The organism is Lactiplantibacillus paraxiangfangensis (genome assembly GCF_036246185.1).
GTDB lineage: Bacteria > Bacillota > Bacilli > Lactobacillales > Lactobacillaceae > Lactiplantibacillus > Lactiplantibacillus paraxiangfangensis.
Genome location: NZ_BTPW01000028.1, coordinates 1 through 19,732, shown reverse-complemented (window position 1 = coordinate 19,732; position 19,732 = coordinate 1). Strand labels below are relative to the sequence as shown.

Annotated in this window: 20 protein-coding genes; 3 read left to right on the top strand and 17 right to left on the bottom strand. The window is 46.5% G+C overall.

Annotation, left to right across the window (positions count from 1 at the left end; genetic code table 11):
- Positions 1-4: 4 nt before the first annotated feature.
- The 3 genes from dprA to ylqF are packed head-to-tail and all read right to left on the bottom strand — an operon-like array spanning position 5 to position 2,518.
- Positions 5-871, bottom strand: a complete 867-nt coding sequence (gene dprA / locus AAA939_RS12955; RefSeq protein ID WP_338211151.1) for a DNA-processing protein DprA — start codon at positions 869-871, stop codon at positions 5-7.
- Positions 872-903: 32 nt separating this feature from the next.
- Entirely contained in the window at positions 904-1,671 is a 768-nt protein-coding gene (locus tag AAA939_RS12950) for a ribonuclease HII (RefSeq protein WP_338211153.1), read from the bottom strand.
- A complete protein-coding gene (ylqF, locus tag AAA939_RS12945) occupies positions 1,664-2,518 on the bottom strand; it encodes a ribosome biogenesis GTPase YlqF (RefSeq protein ID WP_338211155.1) in 855 nt (284 codons plus the stop codon). The genes AAA939_RS12950 and ylqF overlap by 8 nt, the downstream gene beginning before the upstream one ends.
- Before the next feature lie 617 nt (positions 2,519-3,135).
- Here ylqF and AAA939_RS12940 point away from each other — a divergent pair.
- Entirely contained in the window at positions 3,136-4,338 is a 1,203-nt protein-coding gene (locus AAA939_RS12940) for an MFS transporter (protein WP_338211157.1), read from the top strand.
- Positions 4,339-4,812: 474 nt separating this feature from the next.
- Complete coding sequence (locus AAA939_RS12935) at positions 4,813-5,391, top strand: hypothetical protein (RefSeq protein ID WP_338211159.1); 579 nt, start codon at positions 4,813-4,815, stop codon at positions 5,389-5,391.
- A 7-nt stretch (positions 5,392-5,398) separates the two neighbouring features.
- Here the strand turns inward: AAA939_RS12935 and AAA939_RS12930 are convergent, their stop codons facing one another.
- The 14 genes from AAA939_RS12930 to dapB form a co-directional block, all read right to left on the bottom strand.
- Positions 5,399-6,760 carry an MFS transporter gene (locus AAA939_RS12930; protein ID WP_338211160.1) on the bottom strand — a complete coding sequence of 454 codons (1,362 nt, stop codon included), beginning with the start codon at positions 6,758-6,760 and terminating at the stop codon, positions 5,399-5,401.
- 137 nt (positions 6,761-6,897) lie between these two features.
- Positions 6,898-7,185, bottom strand: coding sequence for an ArsR/SmtB family transcription factor (locus AAA939_RS12925; protein ID WP_338211162.1), 288 nt, complete (start codon positions 7,183-7,185; stop codon positions 6,898-6,900).
- A gap of 85 nt (positions 7,186-7,270) precedes the next feature.
- A complete protein-coding gene (locus tag AAA939_RS12920; RefSeq protein ID WP_338211164.1) occupies positions 7,271-7,951 on the bottom strand; it encodes a type 1 glutamine amidotransferase domain-containing protein in 681 nt (226 codons plus the stop codon).
- A 238-nt stretch (positions 7,952-8,189) separates the two neighbouring features.
- Positions 8,190-9,695: a S41 family peptidase gene (locus AAA939_RS12915; RefSeq protein WP_338211165.1), complete on the bottom strand. Its 1,506-nt coding sequence runs from the start codon at positions 9,693-9,695 to the stop codon at positions 8,190-8,192.
- Between the two features lie 30 nt (positions 9,696-9,725).
- Positions 9,726-9,947 carry a YozE family protein gene (locus AAA939_RS12910; protein WP_057707189.1) on the bottom strand — a complete coding sequence of 74 codons (222 nt, stop codon included), beginning with the start codon at positions 9,945-9,947 and terminating at the stop codon, positions 9,726-9,728.
- 8 nt (positions 9,948-9,955) lie between these two features.
- Positions 9,956-10,606 (bottom strand): YpmS family protein, encoded by a 651-nt coding sequence (locus AAA939_RS12905; RefSeq protein ID WP_338211167.1) that lies wholly within the window; start codon positions 10,604-10,606, stop codon positions 9,956-9,958.
- 13 nt (positions 10,607-10,619) lie between these two features.
- On the bottom strand, positions 10,620-11,561 hold the full coding sequence (locus AAA939_RS12900) for an SGNH/GDSL hydrolase family protein (protein ID WP_338211169.1): 942 nt from the start codon (positions 11,559-11,561) through the stop codon (positions 10,620-10,622).
- A 358-nt stretch (positions 11,562-11,919) separates the two neighbouring features.
- Positions 11,920-12,771, bottom strand: a complete 852-nt coding sequence (locus AAA939_RS12895) for a DegV family protein (RefSeq protein WP_338211171.1) — start codon at positions 12,769-12,771, stop codon at positions 11,920-11,922.
- A 105-nt stretch (positions 12,772-12,876) separates the two neighbouring features.
- The gene (locus AAA939_RS12890; RefSeq protein WP_338211172.1) at positions 12,877-13,365 is read right to left on the bottom strand and encodes a dihydrofolate reductase; all 489 of its coding nucleotides are present in this window, start codon (positions 13,363-13,365) and stop codon (positions 12,877-12,879) included.
- An 83-nt stretch (positions 13,366-13,448) separates the two neighbouring features.
- Complete coding sequence (locus AAA939_RS12885; RefSeq protein WP_338211174.1) at positions 13,449-14,399, bottom strand: thymidylate synthase; 951 nt, start codon at positions 14,397-14,399, stop codon at positions 13,449-13,451.
- Positions 14,400-14,413: 14 nt separating this feature from the next.
- Positions 14,414-16,315, bottom strand: coding sequence for an ABC-F family ATP-binding cassette domain-containing protein (locus tag AAA939_RS12880; RefSeq protein WP_338211176.1), 1,902 nt, complete (start codon positions 16,313-16,315; stop codon positions 14,414-14,416).
- 181 nt (positions 16,316-16,496) lie between these two features.
- On the bottom strand, positions 16,497-16,964 hold the full coding sequence (locus AAA939_RS12875) for a hypothetical protein (RefSeq protein WP_338211177.1): 468 nt from the start codon (positions 16,962-16,964) through the stop codon (positions 16,497-16,499).
- A gap of 56 nt (positions 16,965-17,020) precedes the next feature.
- Entirely contained in the window at positions 17,021-18,244 is a 1,224-nt protein-coding gene (locus AAA939_RS12870; RefSeq protein WP_338211179.1) for a CCA tRNA nucleotidyltransferase, read from the bottom strand.
- A complete protein-coding gene (gene dapB, locus AAA939_RS12865; RefSeq protein WP_338211181.1) occupies positions 18,241-19,026 on the bottom strand; it encodes a 4-hydroxy-tetrahydrodipicolinate reductase in 786 nt (261 codons plus the stop codon). Before dapB ends, AAA939_RS12870 begins: the two co-directional genes overlap by 4 nt.
- Positions 19,027-19,395: 369 nt before the next feature.
- Between dapB and AAA939_RS12860 the strand changes: the two genes are divergently transcribed.
- Positions 19,396-19,732: transposase family protein (locus AAA939_RS12860; protein ID WP_338230860.1), on the top strand; the 337-nt coding region annotated here is incomplete at its 3' end.

Genomic DNA, 19,732 nt, shown 5'->3' with positions numbered 1-19,732 from the left:
CTTGTCAAATTATCGGTAAAAACTCTTCTACTATATGTTGTGAATTTAACACGGGTTTGGCCCCCGCAGCAATCAATTGGTTGCATCCCACGGACAGCGGCGCATCGATTGGCCCCGGGACTGCGAGCACGTTGCGACCGTTCTGTAACGCCAAGTTAGCGGTGATTAGGCTCCCAGAATGTTCCCGGGCTTCAATGACCACCAGCGTCTGACAGAGCCCCGCGATGATTCGATTCCGTTCTGGAAAATGGTAGCGCGCTGGTTTTGCGCCTAGCGGGTATTCGCTAATTAGTAATCCCACCTTGCTAACTCGTCCTTGAAGCTGGCGATTGACACGCGGATACGCCTGATCTAAGCCCGTTCCGATGACACCAATCGTCGGCAGACCACAGTCCAAAGCCGTTTGGTGGGCACAGCCATCCGTCCCAGCCGCTAAACCGCTGACCACGGTCAACTGTTCCGTCACTAACGGGGTTAAGAGCTGCGTCACACAACGGGCGGCGTAGGGGGTTGCACGCCGGGCCCCGACCACCGCGAGTTTGCGACCAGCCAGTAGTTCCCGGTGCCCTTTTAAAAATAAGACCATCGGTGGCTTAAAGCTAGCCAACAGCTCAAGCGGATAATCCGCATCCACGATGGTCAGGGTATCCAATGCGCCATGCGCTTCAACGCGGCGTGCAAAGGATTCGCTCATCCAGTCCGACATAAAGATCGTCATTTGGTGCTCGCTTAAGTGGGCCACGGCCCCCAAAAGGCCCGCATCCGTGACCACCACGTGCTCATGCACGCAATGTTTAAGAATGCGGGTCATTGCTCGGTAACCTAAACCGTGGACCAGGGTCAATCGAATTAATAGGCTGCGTAATTGCATCTGCTCACTCCCTTTATTAGGAAGATTCGCAATTAACGCCGCGCTGCGTCTCGAACTGGTGAAAATGATTGGCGATGAATCGGGGTCACACCCAATTGTTGTAATCCGGCTAAGTGCTTCGCCGTGCCGTAACCCATATTATCCGCAAAGTCATAACCAGGATAAACTTGATCATAAGTTTCCATTAAATGGTCCCGTGCCACCTTAGCCACGATGCTGGCCGCTGAAATGCTAGCACTCTTCGCATCCCCCTTGATGAGCCGGGTCTGTTTGATTGGCACCGGAATCTGCATGGCATCCACGAGTAGACGGGTTGGCCGGACCGTCAAATTGTTAACGGCTTGGGCCATGGCGACCCGGGTTGCTTCGTAAATGTTTAACTGGTCGATCTGCTGCGGACTTGCAACGCCTAAGCTGACGGCAACGGCTTCCTCTAAAATTTTTGGAAATAGTTCCGCCCGTTTTTTAGCAGTCAGTTGCTTGGAATCGTTCACTTCTAACAGGTCAAAATCTTGCGGAATCACAACGGCCGCCGTGACGACCGGACCCGCTAACGGGCCCCGGCCGACTTCATCGATGCCGGCAACGTATTGACCACCGCTGGCCCAAAATTCCCGCTCTAAGTGCATATGCTGTTTGAAGCGGGCTAATAAGGCGGCGTGCTTGGCTTGCTGTTTTTCAAAGCGTTGGTAGGCCTGTTGAACCCCTTTACGGGCATCGGCTTGCGCCAGCGCAAGGATTTCAGCAGTCGGCTCATTCGCTAATAACCGCTTAAAATCGGCGATCGTATACTCAGGCATCGGCGCTAGCTCCCGTCAAATCGAGGGTAAAGCGTCCTAGCCGCCCCTTACGAATATCTAATAGGAACGCAACACAGAACCGTTCCCAATCTTCGCGCATCCCGGCATTCTTAGTCATCACTAATAATAATTCGGGGTTATCCAGTTCTAATTGGTCAACCGTTAATTTATACCGTTCCATTAAACGTTTGGCATAGTTGTGCTTAAAGAAGTCTAACGCGTACAACGCAACGTCATCGTTAGGATAAATATTTTCTTTGATAGCGCCGGTAACGGCTAGCTTGGTCCCCACAACTTGATCCTCAAATTTTGGCCAAAGAATCCCCGGTGTATCGAGTAATTCAAGTTTATTGGACGCCTTTAGCCACTGTTGTCCCTTCGTCACACCGGGACGGTCACCGACCTTGGCGATTTTCTTATTCACGATGTGGTTCAACAGCGTGGATTTACCAACGTTAGGAATCCCCACACAGACCGCACGAATTGGCCGATTAGTAATCCCGCGAGCCTCAATGTTAGCAAGTTTGTCCGCCAACATCGTGGTGGCCGCCTGTGTAATTTGCTTAGCCGTGACGTTATTACGGGAATCGACCGCAATCGCCGTTTGTCCTTGGGCTTCATAGTGCGCGACCCAGTCAGCCGTCTTTTGTGGATCAGCTAAATCTTTTTTCGTCATGATCAGCAGGTGGGGCTTTTGTTGAATCACTTTTTCAATTTCTGGATTACGTGAAGCTACGGGAATCCGAGCGTCAACCAATTCAAACACAATGTCCACTAAGTGCAAGTTATCTTGAATCTGATGGATGGCCTTAGCCATGTGCCCGGGATACCACTGAATTGTACTCATAATGTTTTCTCCTTTGATATATCAACGTTTCTAGCACGTTAATAATCGTAAATTTAAAAAAGCACCCAAAAATGGTCATATGTCCCGATGGTTTTGGGCACCTAATGTTAGTTCGTAATACCTATCTTTTTATCAGCAAAAGCATCAGCTGACTTCGCTTGTGAATGTAAAAAAAGTACGATGTTGTATAGGACAGTGTCATTAATTATGTCGCTCTTTCAAATTTTTTCGAAATACATACTTTGATTCTTTCTCAACTCTCTGTAACAGAGAAGATAACATAAAATGTATTGATCCCTCGTAATTTTACCATTTTATGGGCTGTTTTAGATAGTGGTGCTGCTTTCAGTAAAGAAATTTTTGCTATTTTTTACTTAATGTTGCTATTAAAGCAATAAATCCCCCAACCTGATCCGGGGCCAAGGACTGGCTAGCGTCTTCTGCGTATGCGCGATAGTTGTAACAGTTAATTTTATAGAAGTGTTAAGATTAATTTATATCATGATTAGTTAAAAAAGGGAGACATAATAATGATTACCCAACTGTGTAAAAAAATTAGTATTTCAAATTCGATTGGAGGTGATAATTAAAAACAGCATACACAAAGGAGAAACTTTTTGAATAAATATCGTTTACAAGCAGTTGTTTTTGTATTAGTCGCGTTTATGTCAGGATGTAACGAATTTATGGTGGTAGGAATTTTACCCGATATTGCAACCCATTTGAATGTGTCAATTGCGATGGTTGGATACTTGGTTACAATATTTGCAACTACTTATGCAATTAGCACACCAATTGTTACTATTTTGACAAGCAAATGTAATCGTTACAAAACAATACTGACATTAATGGGAATATTCCTGATTGGCAATACACTAAGTGGTCTGGCAACAAGTTATTGGATAATGATAGTATCACGAATAATTACGGCTAGTGTTTCAGGTGCAATTATTTCAATCATCATGATAGTCGCAAATCAAATCGCACCCGAGAAAAAAAGGGCTAATTTGATTTCGTGGATCTATGCAGGCTTTAGCATTGCGTCTGTCATTGGCATCCCAGTTGGAACCACTATTAGTACTCGCTTTGGTTGGCGCTACTCATTTTTCGCTGTGTCAATTATCTCGATGATTACTATCTTATTTTTAATTTGGTTATTGCCCCGCCATGTCAATCAGGTTCAGGGCACTATCTTAAATCAACTAACGCTACTAAAGGATTCACGAATATACATCGCAATTGGGGTTGTTTTGTTTACTGCTGCAACTCAGTATAGCTATTACACCTATATTCGACCATTGCTGACCACAGTACTAGGCTTTAACATTCAAAACTTAAACTTGTTACTCTTTGCCTTGGGAATTGCCAGTATCATTAGCAACCGGTTTTCAGGCACAATTGCTACGCGGGGCGGCCTAAAGCTAATGCCCAAGTACTATGTAGCGGATGTGGTAATCTTAATTTTATTACCCGCAGCGTTCATGAATAAATTCACTGGATTTATTATGCTGATGATCATTACAATGCTAATCACATTGTTTAGTGCGTCAATGCAACTTCATTTCTTAGATGTTGCAGAGCAGGATTATCCACAGTCAACGCTATTAGCTTCATCTTTGAGCTCGATTTTCTTCAACTTTGGAACTTCGTTAGGTTCTGCTACTTCGTCATTTCTAGTGGCGACTGTTAGTGTTCATGTTATTAGCTTTGGTGCCGCACTGTATGCACTAATCGCGTTAACTCTGCTTGTCCTGTTAAACAGGAACATTGCACAGCGACAGCAATCAATTGATAAACATCATAACGATACAGGAATATAAACCAAATAAGATGCGGCTGTGACGTAACTGACCACTATAAGGAAAAATAAGGCATGAAACCGCAGTTTCGTGCCTTATTTTTTACCTAACCGAACGTTTCCAGTATTAAATTCGATTTTATGAACGACAATTATTTTCAACAGTTTCTAACCGAAATCTTGCAACACGCCGAAAAACAGGGGGACTTAAAGACGCCCCTTGCCAACTTCCGGCGGCAACCAAGGGACAACCCTACTTTCCTACATTTTGAGCGAACGGCCCTACGACGAAACCGCGTCGTGACCCATTAATCCAAAGGACCGCATCACCATTAGATTCGTTCGTCTAATGGTAATGCGGTCCTTTTTCTATAAAGACGCTATTTTTTCGCTTAACAAACAAAATTTAAGAATGGTCACCCTGCACGCATGGCACTACTGTAAAGTTTACTTTTAGAATCATCACCTAATAAATTTTCTCAGTGAGGTGAGTTTGATGCTACTATCTAAAAAGTTAACGGTTTTAAACATCATCATCCTCGGCCTAATCTGGCTACTGCAGTTGGTTGCTTGGCAGACACACCAAACGTCAATTAGACCAACATCCCTGCTGGTAAGTCTGACTATCATTTACTTGCTCAGTTGCTGTTTACCTCTGCACTTGAAAAGCTGGCTCAATGCGACCATTCCAGTCGGATTACGTCACGATTTACACGTCACGTTTCTAACGTATAACTTCTTATTACTCGTCATCCCCGGCGCTTTTAGCGATGCCAATATCAACGGTCGCAATACCGCAATCGGCATCATGCTTGCCGTTGTCAGTCTCCCTTTTGCTTACTTACCCAACCACCGCATTTTGGGCCCACAAATGACGGCCCCCCGAGCAAACGAAAATTGGCGGCGTACCGTACGCTTAGGGGGCAAAATCGGTTGGCTGGTTGGCACCCTGAGTTTCGTACTGGGGATACTGAGCGAGTTTGCCTTTCTAGTCACCCTTTCGACCGGCTTCATCGTCCTATGTACCGGCATGCTGGGCTACTTAACCTATTTGAATCACCACCGTCGCCAATGAATCAGGCCTACGATTTAACTGTCAGATGGCGTGACCAGGTCATTCCGAGTAACGATAGAACCGCCGTCTCAATCATCGTGACTTGAAAGCCACTCGCAAACGACTGTCCTGATAACTGGTAAAAGCTGACGACGGCGATCGCCGTTCCTGTCGCTCCACCTAGTAAACGGAAAACATTATAAATACCCGCAGCTTTGCCGATTGCCGGACGTGGCACCGATCCAATAACGGCTTTTTGCAGCGCCGGCCCCGACATGGACAACCCGACGCCCGCTAACATTAGCGGTAAGACTAACCACGCGTACGATTTTCCCACAAAACCGGCAATGAGCAAATAGCCGATGCCTTGAAACAGTAGGCCTAACGTGGCAATGCGCCGTTCCCCAAACCGATCGACCGCTTGGCCAGCAAACGGCGCCACGACAACCAACGTTCCCGTCCAGGGCAAAAGTTCCAAGCCCGCGGTTAATGCAGTTGCGCCTTGGCGTGCTTGCAAATATTGGGGCAAGAAGAAAACGACCCCGTACATCGACCCGTAAAGACAGGCCGTAGCCAAGTTGCCACCCGTAAAGGCTTTTTCACGGAAAAAGATCAGGGGAATCATCGGCAACGCTTCGTGGGCTTGGCGATAAATAAACCAGCCCCCGCCTGCCAGACTAATTAGCCCAATTAATAACGGCCACTTGAGTTGGTCGAGTCCCGAACCACTGGTGGTCGCCGACAACGCCCAAATCAGGCCCGTCGACACGCCAATCATCAACCCATTATCAATCAGATTAATCGGTTCACTTTGACCACGGCTTTCTGGTAAGTAACGGCCGGATAAGAAAATTGCTAGTAATCCAATCGGCACGTTGATCCAAAAAATCCACTGCCAAGTAAACTGGGCGACGATCAGCCCTCCAAGTGATGGACCAACGATCAAGGCCAATCCCCCGATGCCACTCCAAATTCCTAGCGCCCGGCCACGTTGACTAGCTGGTACCGTATTGGTCAAAATCGCCATTGACATCGGTGTCATAACGGAGGCACCCAGTCCCTCAACAATGCGTGCCAAGATAAGACCGTTGATGTTAGTTGCTAATGCACAAAACACGGACCCCAGTGTAAAAACGGCCAGCCCTAAACTATAAATCCGCCGGCGCCCCCAGCGTTCACCTAGTGTCACCCCAACTAGCAGAACCGCCGCAATGGTAATGTTATACGCGTTTAAGGCCCATTGGAGCGACCTGACCGAAATTTGAAACTCCGTTCGAATTGCCGTTGAAGCCGTTGTCACGATCATCGCATCCATCATCGCCATAAAAAATCCCAGCGACGTTAGCGACAGGACCCATTTAGGCTGGTTAGTGTCACTTACAACTGCCATTTTAATTTCCCCCTAGTGTCAAATATAGTTCAAATATCTTTGAACTATATAACCATATCATTCCAGTAATTCACTGACAAGCTTCAACCTAAAAAAGAGCAACCCTAAATTGGGCTACTCTTTACTGGTCTATTGCGCTATAAGTTTTGCCAGAAATGGGTTAGATAACGGTCAAAAGTCGACTGGTCTAGCGCCACGTATTTTTCACGGGCATCTTTACGAGCGGTTATCAAACCAGCCGCCTGCAAAATTTTAAAGTGATACGACCCCGAAGTCTTACCAATGTGCATGGCACGATCCACTTCACCACAAGAGACTTCGTGGTCAAGCTGATTCAAGTAACGAATAATTTCTAACCGCGTCGGGTCCGCTAACGCTTTAAAAATTTTGACTTGCGCTTCAATTGTCTCAGTTTGTTTTGTCATACTTCTCATCCTACTAAAATTAGCCGTTTAAGCAAGTTTTTTCGACTTGAAGTTTCGGTTTCTATCCTTACTATCGGCCACATCCCTAGTGTTGCAGTTCATTCAGCAATAGTTTCGCCACTGCCCGTACGGAAAATGGATTTTGGCCCGTTAATACCCGACCATCTTTAACCGCGTATTCGCTGTAAAAACGCTTCTTCATAAAGTGCGCGCCGTGAGCTTCAGCGACCTGCTGATTCAAAAACGGGACGACCGACTTCTTCCCAGCAATTCTTTCTTCAGCCGTCGTAAAACCGGTAATCTGCTTACCCGCAATCAGGTACTTTCCCTGCGCGTCTTTTAAATTCAACAACCCGGCAATTCCGTGACACACCGAGCTAATGTAGCCGCCGTTATCATAGATTGCCATGGCTAGGCGTTGCAAGTTAGGGTCATCTGGAAAATCCCACATGACCCCGTGACCGCCCGTGTAGTAAATAGCAGCATAATCACCGGGGGTTACTTGATCTGGTCGCAACGTATTCTTCAACGCCCGTTCAATAAAATCGGGATCTTCATAAATGCGCATAATCGCATCGTCCGTATACTTCATGCTCCGCGGATCTAGCGGAACGAATCCGCCCTTAGGACTCACGTAATCAACCGCGATCCCTGCCTGATTCATTTCATCCACAAACTCAGCCGCTTCGCCTAACCACAAACCGGTCGGGTCCGTTGTTCCTTGATAGCGCGTCACGTTCGTTTCAACTAACAATACTTTTTTCATTGTTTGCTCATCGCTCCCATTCTAGCGTCGTCGTATCCTGCACGAGGAAGTTACCTTGTAAATTTTAATTCGTTACAGTCGACCATACCAACCCTCTGTTCAATATTGTAAACTATCCGATGCCTTAGTGGTCAACCAAAGTCCCTTGGAAATTCAACCTCTTAAAACGGCCACATCAAAAAAGCACCCCCAATCACCTCTTACTAGGAGTTGATCAGGGGTACTTCAATTTTTAAGCCTAATTGGTTTTACTAATCAGTTCCATGGCTGCGTCGTACGCTTTGTCATTGTCACTAATCTTGGTTGCGAGTTCCGTTTCAATCTTGGATAACGTCTGCTTATCGACTTTGCCGGTAGTTGTCAGCTTAGCGTGTTTCTGATAAGCCTTGACCGCCGTCGTCGTTGAAGGCCCAAAGTAGCCGTTTGCGCTACCCTTAAAGTAGCCTAACGCTTTCAAGTATTGCTGGAACGTCTTGACGTTCGGGTTAACTTTGTCAGCGGCTAAGTCACTCAACTTGCTGACAATCGTCAAACTAGCGTAGCTTGGTTCGTCTGCCTTAACGTCGGGAGTTAAGCCCTTCTTGTTGATCCAAGTGCCATTTGGCGTTAACCATTTAGCGACCGTGATCTTCATTTCAGTCTTATCACTGAACGAAGTGACCGTCTGAACGGTTCCCTTACCGTAAGACTTAGAGCCAACGAGCTTTACGCCAGCGGACTGGTGCAAGGCTGCGGAGAAGATTTCAGCGGCTGAAGCACTCCCACCGTCAATCAAGACGGTCGTAGGCTTCGTTTCCTTAAAGCCCCCATCGTACTTCTTGCCAGCAACGTATTTTTCAGCGGCACCATCACGTTCTTGAACTTGCATGATGGTTTTGCCGTCCTTAATAAAGATGGACGCCATCTTCAACGCCGCGGTCATCAAACCACCAGGGTTGCCCCGCATATCAATGACTAACTTCTTAGCACCCTTCTTATCAAGTGCCTTCAACGCTGTCTTGAATTCCTTAGCGGTATCCGTTGAGAAGGTTGAGACGGTCACGTACCCGATTTTCTTTTTACCACCGACCATTTTATAGTTAACGGTCGTCACAGGAATCTTGGCCCGTTTCAACGTGACGTCAAAAGTGGACGTGCCCCGCTGAATCGTCAACTTAACCTTGGTGCCAACCTTGCCGCGCATCATGTTCACGGCTTCAGTCAATGTCTTACCAGCAACCGACTTCCCATCGACCGCTTTAATCACGTCTTTCGGCTTTAAGCCGGCCTTTTTAGCTGGGGTCTTAGCGATTGGTGAGATGATCTGAACGTAGCTCCCAGATTTTTGCACCTGAGCACCAATCCCAGAAAACGAACTGTCAATCGTATCGTTCAAGCTCTCCGTCTCACTCTTATCCATGTATTCAGAGAACTTGTCGCCAAGCGAGTTGACCATCCCGTTAATCGCACCGTTAGCCAATTTATTCGCATTGACTGGTTGATAGTAGTTTTCACTGATGGTCGAATACACTGACTGGATCTTCTTCATGGCCTGATTGGTCTGTTGCATGTTACTCAGTTGCTGATTAACGACCCGACCAATGAACCAATACGTGCCGCCAACCCCAATTGCGAGGGCGGCCACGATTGAAATGATGTAAGTCCATAGACCCACGCGCCGTTTTTGACGGGGGGCCTTCTTTTTGATATGCGGATTAGTTGGTTGCTTCTCCGCGTCCGTGTGCTGCTTTGGTTCCTCTGGCATACCGAACTTCCTCTTTCCTACGAATTAAGCTTAGGCTTCGCTAGCTAAATACGCCTGCCACGCTTCGTCAAAAATCGTCATCGTTGGCAAGTAGCCCGCATTGAGTTCCAAGTACTGCGAAACTTCGTGAAAATCCTGGCTTTGCTTCGGAAACGACTGATCGAAAAACGCGTTGTTAGCAAATTCAGCTACCGATGCGGTACTGTCTGGATTGCGTTGCGTCATTAAATATTGATAAAACGTTTTATGCATGCTGCCCCCTAATTACTGCTACTTGGAATGTGCATTTCAAATTTGAACTGGTTATTCTTCAAGTCGACTTGATCGACGCTGTAGCGAACATCGTGCTTACCGACTAGCTTGTTCAAATATAAATTAATGGTTTTGGTCTTCGCACTCAGCTTGACCCAACTTGGAATCTTGTAATTATTATTAATGTAATTGATCACAAAACTGATTGGGATCGACATCGTTCCCACGGATAACTTTGTCGCCTTCAACGAAATGTTTCCATCGTCAATGACACTTGGTTGCATCGTAATGACAAACGAAACATTTTGCCCCAGAACCTTGGTAATCCCAAGTAAGTAGGCTGCGTCTTCACGAACGACGAAGCGGTACTTCATATCCTGGCCCTTTTGAAGGTCCGCTAAGTAGTAACTCGCTAAGGCGTTCAGCTGTTGCCGGTTCATTTCAATCGGCACACTAGCTGCGTCGGAACGACTCGTCTTAGTAAGGGTCGTTGCTTCGTCAGACGAGCGCAGCATTTGCGTGCCCATGTAAGCACCCGTCCCAACGACTAGCGCAATTAAAATGATTGCGACCCATTTCCAAGGGTTAAACGGCCCCTTTGGTTTCGGCGTTTTAACCCGGGGCGTCGCGGTTGCTTTACTACGTTGTGCTTCCCGCATTGACATAACCTCCTTATTTCTTTAATAACCAGCTATTATGTGCCAGCATGGTTTGATAAAGTTTATTTGTAAAGATTCGGTAACCCTTCTTGTTAGGGTGGAAATTATCACTCTTAGAAATCAAATTGTTCGTCTTGCTTTCGGCCGACAAGGCGTTCGTAATAGCCGAGGTACTAGTTAAACTCGTTAACGTCGTATCGGAAGCCGCCTTTTTAAGCTTACTAATCTCCGCTGCAGTCTTGTACTGCCCGTGTGACATGGCCGTATTGATATCCATGAAATAGGCGTGGTTATACTGGCTGACCGTCGTCTTAGTCTGGTCGTTCCACTGACTGACATATTGATCGATCGAGGTGACATTTGGAAAGTTCACATAAACTGGATTATAGATGCTAAAAACGAACAGTGACGCTGATTTATTCAAACTTTGCAGTTTATTAAACAACGTCGTCAATTTCTTTGCATAGACCGTTTGGGCTTTCGCCACGGTCGCATTGTTTTTCGATGTATTGTTAGACGTAATCGAGCCTTCAAGCGTCTGTAACAAGTCGTTGCCACCAACCGTGACCGTAATCACATCAGCGTGAGCAATTTTTTGTTGTAACGTTTTGGACTTGTTGATGCGCGCTAAAATCTGATCACTACGGTCGCCAGACTTACCGGCATTAGTCGCTGACACTTTCAAGTGCTGCTTACTGGTTAAGGTCTGCTTGATCTGACCCACGTAGCCGCCTTCCGCTTCATCACCGACCCCTTCGGTCAATGAATCACCGACCGCAACGAGTTGAATCGAGCGCTTGTGTGGTGTTGCTTGACTGGCCGTTTTACTTGTCTTATTGGTTGGCGACTTGGCCGTAGACTGGGGGTGCATTAAATAGTTGACCCCGAAAAAGACGGCTCCAGCCAACACCGCAACGATTAGGACGACTTTTACGGTTTCCCAAATTTTTGACATTGGCAAAATCCCTCTCAATTGAAATTTTCAGATTTATATTAAATGACTACATGCTATACATTAAAGTAACACTGGTCCGACATTACTTATCCTAAATAAATTGATTAAAACCCATTTAGCCGCAGGGTGAGCATGATGAACTTGCTGTGTGAGTGGTGTTAAAACGGTGCTTTTCCGTTTTTTACAGCACCGACGTCTTGGAAGACGTGAACTCTCGGCTTCCAAGCGAGGGGCAAGACGGGCCTCAGGCTTGGACCGGTCGTCACAGCAGGTGAAATCATGATCAACCGCAGGCGGGTAAGTAAACCCACTTTAACTGATAAGAAAAAGGGGCGCTACTTGGCGTCCCCCTTGTTTTTTAAGCTGGTGTTTGCGTGTGGTATTCCACGGCAAAGGCCCCGGGGCCACCATGCGTTGCAATGATTGGCACCGTCGGTTGGACACTGACCTTGAGGCTTGGTAACGCAGCCTGCAAGCGGGCTTTGTATTCTTCAACCCGTTCAGTTGCGCCTACGTGCGAAATCGCGACTTCAACCACGTTAGGCGTAGCGATAATGTCGTCGAGCACTTTGTCAAAGAATTTATTGATAGCTTTAACGCCCCGGCCCTTCATCTTCACATCTAAGTCCCCGTTGTCGACTTCAAGGGCAATCTTGACGTTCAATAAGGTACTGATGGCACCGGTCAAACGACTGATCCGCCCACCGGCTACTAAGTTATTTAAAGTCATCACGCCCATGAACAACTTGGTGTGTTCCTGGGTCGTATGCACGGCGTCGATAACGGCTTGTTTATCCGCTCCGGCCTGTGCGAGTTTTGCGGCCGTCACAACTTGAAATGACATTGCCCGGTCCGTTGTTTTAGCGTCAATCACCGTGACGTCGGTTTTTGAAATTGACGCTGCTTGTTCAGCCGTGTGAACCGTTCCCGAAATTGCTTCGAGCATGTTGATGCAAACGACACTACTGCCATCCGCACCCAACTTATCGAAAGTTTCAATAAACGTTCCCAACGCTGGTTGACTCGTCTTTGGCAACGATTTAGCAGTTGCCATCTTGCTAATGAATTCTTCACGCGTGATCGTTTCGTCTTCCACGTAAATAGTGCCATCGATCATGACGGTTAACGGAATCACGGTAATATCGTACTTTTGAACCTCTTCGTCCGTTAAATTTGCCGAAGAATCGGTCACAATCTTGATTTTCGTCATACTTTGCCACGCTTTCTTATGGTTGTAAAGGTTCTCCAACCGTTTCAATAAATTAATGCTTTTAGTATAGCAGAAATAACCATTAGTTTCACTGTTCGAACCGAATTAACGCCGGCTAAAATTGTCAAAACTGAACGGATACCGATTTTTTTCATCAACGGCGCCAGCCACGTGCTCGTCTAAGCGCCACTGCTGATAATCGACCGCTGGCATCCACGTATCACCGGTAAAAGCGTGCGCAATTTGCGTGCGGTATAAGCGCTGTGCAATTGGCAAGACGGCTTCAAAAACATTGGCCCCACCAATCACAAAGAGTAACGCTTGGGGATGCTGAGCATCCAATGCTTGTAGCTCTTCTAAGCTAGCTAGTTGGTGGACGCCCGTCGGTAAAGCTAGCGTCTGGCGCGACAACACCCAGTTTGTCCGGTTAGGCAGTGGCCGCTTAAACCCAGCAAAGGTTTTTCGTCCCATAACCACGTCATGACCCGTCGTTAACGTCTTGAAGTGGTGCATATCCGCTGGCAAATGCCACGGCAACTGACCGTCCGCTCCGATTAACCCATTTTGGTCCTCAGCCCAGATTAGTGCAATCATTGTGTTCCTCCTCGTTAAGCAACCGTTAAAACCAGTTGCCGTTTGCGATTATCCGCTCTAAATGATTTAGTTAGCCAGTTACCCTAAATTGCGACTGGCGCCTTAATTGCGGGCGCCGGATCATACCCCGTTAACTTAATATCACTCATCTGATAGTCAAAGATACTGTCATGCGCGCCACTAAGCACTAATTGGGGCGCCGGTTTTGGCTGTCGTTGCAGCTGTTCCTTGATCTGCGAGACGTGGTTCGTGTAAATGTGGGCATCCCCCAGCGTATGCACGAACGTCCCAACTTGCAGGCCACATTCCTTTGCAATTAAGTTCGTCAACAGCGCGTAGCTGGCAATGTTGAACGGCACGCCCAAGAAGACGTCCCCCGAGCGTTGGTACAGTTGACAGGAGAGCTTGCCGTCAGCAACGTAAAATTGGAACAGCGTGTGACACGGCGGTAACGCCATGCTCGGCACGTCTTCCGGATTCCAAGCAGAGACGATCAACCGGCGTGAGTCCGGCGTCTTTTTAATCATATCGATGACGTTTGCAATCTGATCAATCGTTTCGCCGTTCCGGGTCTGCCAGTGACGCCACTGCGCTCCGTAGACGTCACCTAAGTTGCCAAACTTGCCCGCAAAGTCGTCGTCGTTTAAAATACGATCGTCAAATTCTTGCATCGTGGCCTTATAAACGGGCGCAAAGTCCGCATCATCTAACCGGCGATGCTCAAAGTCCGTCATATCCGGACCGCTGTATGCTGGTGAACTGACCCAGTTTTTAAAGGCCCATTCATCCCAAATATGATTATGATGCTGCAGCAAGTACTGAATATTAGTATCGCCATGTAAAAACCATAATAACTCGCTTTTGATCAAACCAAATGGAACCTTCTTAGTCGTTAGTAACGGGAATCCTTTCGATAAGTCAAACCGCATTTGGTAACCAAAAATGCTGTAAGTCCCGGTCCCAGTACGGTCATCTTTGTAGGTTCCTTGGTCTAAAATTGTTTGGGCCAGTTGTAAATAGCTATCTTCTAACATACGTACGACTCCCTTCAGGCTTCGGCGAACTGGCTGAGATAATCCCAGCGGTCCATCTTGGTATCAATTTCCTGCTCAGTTTTAGTCAATTCTTTTTGTAAATCAGCCAGCTTACCATAATCACTCGCATTGTCCGCCATCGCTTGTTCAATCTCGGACTTATGGCCATCCAGCTTTTCAATCACACCTTCAATTTTTTCGTACTCCAATTGTTCGGCGTAAGTCAGTTTAACTTTTTCCTTAGGCTTAGCATCAGCCGCTTCATCGGTCTTGACCGCTGACTTTGTTTTAGTCCCAGTCGTCGTCTGATTTTCCGCCTGTTTTTGCTCCTTTAGGTAACTAGAGAAGCGCCCAGCATAGCGTTCAATCTGGCCGTGGCCATCAAAGATCAGCAGTTTAGTCCCAACCTTATCCAAGAAGTACCGGTCATGAGAAACGGTAATGACGGTCCCCGCAAAGTCACTCAGGTAATTTTCCAGCACCGTCAAAGTTCCAATGTCTAAGTCATTCGTAGGTTCGTCTAACAGTAAGACGTTGGGCTGTTGCATCAAGAGCTTTAGTAAGTAAAGCCGCCGTTGCTCACCACCCGACAACTTACGGATCAAAGTCCCGTGCATTGAACGTGGAAAGAGAAATTCTTCAAGTAGTTCGGTCACAGAAACGTGTTCACCCTGCTTGTTGAGTACCGTTTCACCGACGTCTTGCAAGTAATTGATGATCCGCTTATCGCCCGGAATCGGTTCCGTTTGTTGGGTATAGTAGGCCATCTTGACGGTCTCACCAATGGTCACCGTTCCCGAGTCTAAAGGCAGCCGACCCGCAATCACGTTCAACAGGCTGGACTTACCAGCCCCGTTGATTCCAGTGATTCCAATGCGGTCGTTTGCTTGAATCAACATTGAAAAGTCATTCAGAATCGATTGACCGTCAAACGCTAAACTAGCGTCCTTTAATTCAATCACCTTTTTACCTAAACGCTGTTGACCTAATGAAATATCAACGTTGCCGTCAACTTGTAACGTATTCAAATTATCTTTTAAATCGTTAAACCGGTTGATCCGCCCCTGTTGTTTCGTGCTCCGAGCCGGTGCTCCCGCACGCATCCATGCGAGTTCCTTTTTATAGAGCTGTTGTTGTTTATGTTCAGCGGTCACGTCACGTGATACCCGTTCAGCCTTAGCTTGCACGAAATCTTGATAGTTCCCCGTGTACTTGTAAAGTTCGCCAAACGACAATTCAAACATTTGGTTCGCCACTTGGTCTAAGAAGTAACGGTCATGGGTTACGACGATTAACGCACCCTTATAGGACGACAAATATGACTCTAACCATTCAATTGAATCAAAGTCCAAATGGTTGGTCGGTTCATCCAATAATAACAAATCGGGGGCTTGAATTAACACTTGTGCGAGCCCAACCCGCTTTTGTTGCCCCCCGGACATTTGTTTGACGACCTGCGTTAAGTCCGTAATGTGTAACTGCGTTAAAATCGTTTTAACGTCACTTTCAGCCGTCCACGCATCTTCTTGGTTCATCCGGTCTTCAGCGTCAACGTAAGCTTGCTGGGTCGCCGGATCTTCCGGTGCCTTCGCGTACGCAGCCAACGTTTGTTCGTAGTGTCGAATCGTCCGGAAAATCTTTTGACTCCCGGCTAATACGGCGTCAATCACCGTTAAATCTTGATTCAACTCCGGCTTTTGTTTTAAATAGCCGATTGTATAATTTTTAGGTTTGACTAATTCGCCTGCTTCTGGCGCCGTGACGCCAGCCAAAACGTCCAGTAAGTTCGTCTTGCCAGATCCATTCACACCAATAACACCGATCCGGTCATGTTCATTCACGATAAACGAAATATCTTGAAATAACGTCTTCTCACCATAAGTTCGGGTCAGATGTTCTGCTCTTAAAGTTTGCATATTCTACGATCCACCCTTTTTAATCATTAAATTCTATCTTAGCTAGAAATGCGCAAAAACTCAACCGCCAATGCTCAGCTAACGGTCAGATGTTTAATCACAAGCATAAAAAATGATGTTTCAGAAATTAGCTGATTTCTGAAACATCATTGATAAGTTTGCTGACAAACTCAGTTAAATTTTATTGGTTTGGTTCCGTATATTGACCACCGTAAATGTCAACAACCGTCCGGTCAGAATCAACGACTAAGTGTAACTTGCCGTCGTTAGAAATCGAACTGGTTTGATAAACGTTATCGATACCGTCAATATCCTTTGGCTTAAATGGCAGGTAGATTTGTTCAGTTGGCCGTTCATCGCCAAATAAAATATCAATTTTTTCAATGTCTTGATAGTGAGTGACCCGTTCAAACATCCCACTCGTTACGGATGAAAGTTGCGTCGTATTAGGATCCACTGCATCTGCATCCGGTGTAAATTCAGCTTTTAAGGACTTGCAAGGATGAATGATCGTCATTTTGCCACCCTTGATTCGCCCATAACTAGTTGTGACCCGACCGATCCACAAATCGGAGATGTCTTGGTGATGAACTTCCCAAGTGTCACCATTGCGGAAATAAAATTTCAGTGCTTCTAATGCCTGTTTCATTTCAATCACCTCATTGAATTAGTTTCACTTTAATCGTACCAGATTAATAGAAAATATCAATTGTTTTTTGAATCCGCTACCATCCGCGCAAAGTCAACCAATAACGTCGATTCATTTTTAACTTTTCCAGTGATTACTGCGTCCAAACAAGCAGCCAAAACCCGACCCATTTCTGGCCCCGGAGTGACCAATTGTAGCTTCAATAAGTCACCACCGTTAATCGCCAATTCGTGCTTGTTGTGAATCGGTAACGCTGCGTACGCCGCATCCAATTGTGACTGCGACTGACCAAAGCCCAGCATTGTCGCGACCTGATTGGCAGTTGTTAGCGCCGCTAAGCCAACGTCGAAGTTTTCACGACTAGTGAGCTGACCATTACGTTTCAACGCACTCAGCGCGCTTACAGCGGCCATCACGTGGTCAATCAACTCATTGCTCGTCTTCCAAGCTTTTAATAACCGCCGGACGTTTGCCGATTGGGGCGCTTGCCGCAACCAGGCTAACAACGTCCAAACACTTTCAACCGTCGGCAATTGCCAGGCTGGCAATGCCACTAGCTGCTCTAACGCTGATTTTTGGTCAGCCATTAATGGCATGTAGCGATAGAGTCCCGTTGCAAGTAGCGCCTGTAATCCCCGCACCGGCTTTTGACCAGTCAGTAACTTCTCCCATTCGACCCGCGTCCGCTCAACGGCAATCTTACTCAGTAAAGCGGCGTTGTCAGTGATTGCTTGCAGGGTCGCCGGTTCAATATCAAAATCTAGCTGGCTGGCAAACCGAACTGCGCGCATCATGCGTAGCGCGTCTTCATGGAACCGATCCTCCGCCACACCAACTGCTCGCAAGACACCCGCCTTCAAGTCAGCGAGACCGTCAAACAAGTCGATGACCTCACCATTAGGCTTCATCGCTAACGCGTTAATGGTAAAGTCTCGCCGTTTGAGATCTTCTTTTAACGACCGCACAAAGGTCACGGTATCGGGACGCCGAAAGTCTTGGTATCCGGATTCAGTCCGAAACGTGGTCGTTTCATAGCCGTTCCCGTGATCCAAGATCATGACCGTTCCGTGTTCGATCCCAGTATCGACCGTGCGTTTAAACAAGCCCTTTACTTCGGCCGGAAACGCACTCGTGGCAATGTCGACATCGTGTAAAGGTTTGCCCAGAATCGTATCCCGGACACAGCCCCCAACAAAATACGCTTCGTAGCCCGCGGCCTCGATCGTATCAAGAACCGGCTTAGCTGCTTGAAACTCTGCCGGTAATTGGGTCAAAATCATAGTAAGTTCTCCAAACCAACGAAGAGTTCATGGTACTGGTTAACTTTTTCAACGGCAACTTTGACACCGGTCATAAATGAAATCCGGTCAAAGGAATCTTGGCGAATCGTTAAGCCTTCACCAGGGCCACCAAACATGACTTCTTCATGGGCAACTAATCCTGGTAACCGCACCGCGTGAATCCGCATGCCTTCGTATTCAGCACCCCGGGCACCGGGAATGGTTTCAGTGGCATCTGGGTTACCTTGTTGCTTAGGTTTGCGTACTTCGGCAATCTTCTTGGCCGTACTGATGGCCGTCCCACTAGGTGAGTCGATTTTATCGTCGTGGTGCATTTCAATGATTTCAACATCTGGGAAGTACTTAGCCGCCTGTTGTGCAAATTGCATCAACAAGACTGCGCTAATCCCGAAGTTTGGCGCAATTAAGCCCCCAACCTTTTTCTCTTTTGCTAACGCTTGTAAGTCTTTGACTTGTTCGTCGGTCATCCCGGTCGTCCCAATAACGGGTGAAATACCGTGATTCAACGCAAACTTAGCGTTTTCATAAACTGCCGTTGGAATCGTAAAGTCGATCCATACCGTGGCATCCGTCTTGATTAGGTTTAGATCGTGAAATGCAGGAACGTCTTGACCCTTGAAACGGTCGTCTTCACCTAAATTTTGTTCTTGACTACGCGCATCGAAAACGCCCACCAATTCAAAATCTGGGTTGTCGATGACCATTTGTGCAGCGGTGCTGCCCATCCGACCTTTATAGCCGGCCACAATTACTTTTATCAAAATAATTCCTCCTCAAGGTTAAACTAATTATATTTTAGCAGACAATCTACGGTTACGGCAGATTAATCCCTTTCACAATAAAAATAGAGTGGGCCAAAAGGCGGTTAGTGTGCGAGCATTAACGTGAAAGCAGTGACTATTCCTGGTTTTGGAATAGTCACTGCTTTCGGGTTAAGCGGAACAAACTGCCTTTTGGATCACGTTTCAACAATAGTAATCGGAAAAGCCAACCAGAAAATTTTGGCTCTAGAATATTGGGTGTTGATGGATTTCCATCAACACCCAGTTTTTGTGTAAAATAAAAAGGACAAATCTCCTCAATGCACCACTAGCACCGACCAAAGTAAAAGTAAAGGCAAGTGAGAAAAGATGTCCCAAAACCATTTTATCGAAGATACTCTTCAAATTAAAGACCCAAATATTATTTGTACTGATATTGATAGTAGTGATCCAAGCAAACAGGTTGTTCACGCCAAACTGACCTATCCTTTAGAGAACTGCCCACTTTGTGGCCAGCCAGAAGTAGTACGTTTTGGGACTAATCTAATTAATGTCAGAATGCCCCCAGTCAAAGAACGGCCAATTATTTTAAAATTGCGTAAGCAACGTTATCGGTGTAAATCCTGTAAGCATACTTTTAGCGCACAAACATCATTAGTTAAACCGCATTGCCAGATATCAGAAGATACGAAGCAAATGATTATCT

Excerpts from the sequence above, each read along its gene's own strand:
- dprA (WP_338211151.1), bottom strand. The coding sequence starts at position 871 with ATGCAATTACGCAGCCTATTAATTCGATTGACCCTGGTCCACGGTTTA.
- AAA939_RS12950 (WP_338211153.1), bottom strand. The coding sequence starts at position 1,671 with ATGCCTGAGTATACGATCGCCGATTTTAAGCGGTTATTAGCGAATGAG.
- ylqF (WP_338211155.1), bottom strand. The coding sequence starts at position 2,518 with ATGAGTACAATTCAGTGGTATCCCGGGCACATGGCTAAGGCCATCCAT.
- AAA939_RS12935 (WP_338211159.1), top strand. The coding sequence starts at position 4,813 with ATGCTACTATCTAAAAAGTTAACGGTTTTAAACATCATCATCCTCGGC.
- AAA939_RS12930 (WP_338211160.1), bottom strand. The coding sequence starts at position 6,760 with ATGGCAGTTGTAAGTGACACTAACCAGCCTAAATGGGTCCTGTCGCTA.
- AAA939_RS12925 (WP_338211162.1), bottom strand. The coding sequence starts at position 7,185 with ATGACAAAACAAACTGAGACAATTGAAGCGCAAGTCAAAATTTTTAAA.
- AAA939_RS12920 (WP_338211164.1), bottom strand. The coding sequence starts at position 7,951 with ATGAAAAAAGTATTGTTAGTTGAAACGAACGTGACGCGCTATCAAGGA.
- AAA939_RS12915 (WP_338211165.1), bottom strand. The coding sequence starts at position 9,695 with ATGCCAGAGGAACCAAAGCAGCACACGGACGCGGAGAAGCAACCAACT.
- AAA939_RS12910 (WP_057707189.1), bottom strand. The coding sequence starts at position 9,947 with ATGCATAAAACGTTTTATCAATATTTAATGACGCAACGCAATCCAGAC.
- AAA939_RS12905 (WP_338211167.1), bottom strand. The coding sequence starts at position 10,606 with ATGCGGGAAGCACAACGTAGTAAAGCAACCGCGACGCCCCGGGTTAAA.
- AAA939_RS12900 (WP_338211169.1), bottom strand. The coding sequence starts at position 11,561 with ATGTCAAAAATTTGGGAAACCGTAAAAGTCGTCCTAATCGTTGCGGTG.
- AAA939_RS12895 (WP_338211171.1), bottom strand. The coding sequence starts at position 12,771 with ATGACGAAAATCAAGATTGTGACCGATTCTTCGGCAAATTTAACGGAC.
- AAA939_RS12890 (WP_338211172.1), bottom strand. The coding sequence starts at position 13,365 with ATGATTGCACTAATCTGGGCTGAGGACCAAAATGGGTTAATCGGAGCG.
- AAA939_RS12885 (WP_338211174.1), bottom strand. The coding sequence starts at position 14,399 with ATGTTAGAAGATAGCTATTTACAACTGGCCCAAACAATTTTAGACCAA.
- AAA939_RS12880 (WP_338211176.1), bottom strand. The coding sequence starts at position 16,315 with ATGCAAACTTTAAGAGCAGAACATCTGACCCGAACTTATGGTGAGAAG.
- AAA939_RS12875 (WP_338211177.1), bottom strand. The coding sequence starts at position 16,964 with ATGAAACAGGCATTAGAAGCACTGAAATTTTATTTCCGCAATGGTGAC.
- AAA939_RS12870 (WP_338211179.1), bottom strand. The coding sequence starts at position 18,244 with ATGATTTTGACCCAATTACCGGCAGAGTTTCAAGCAGCTAAGCCGGTT.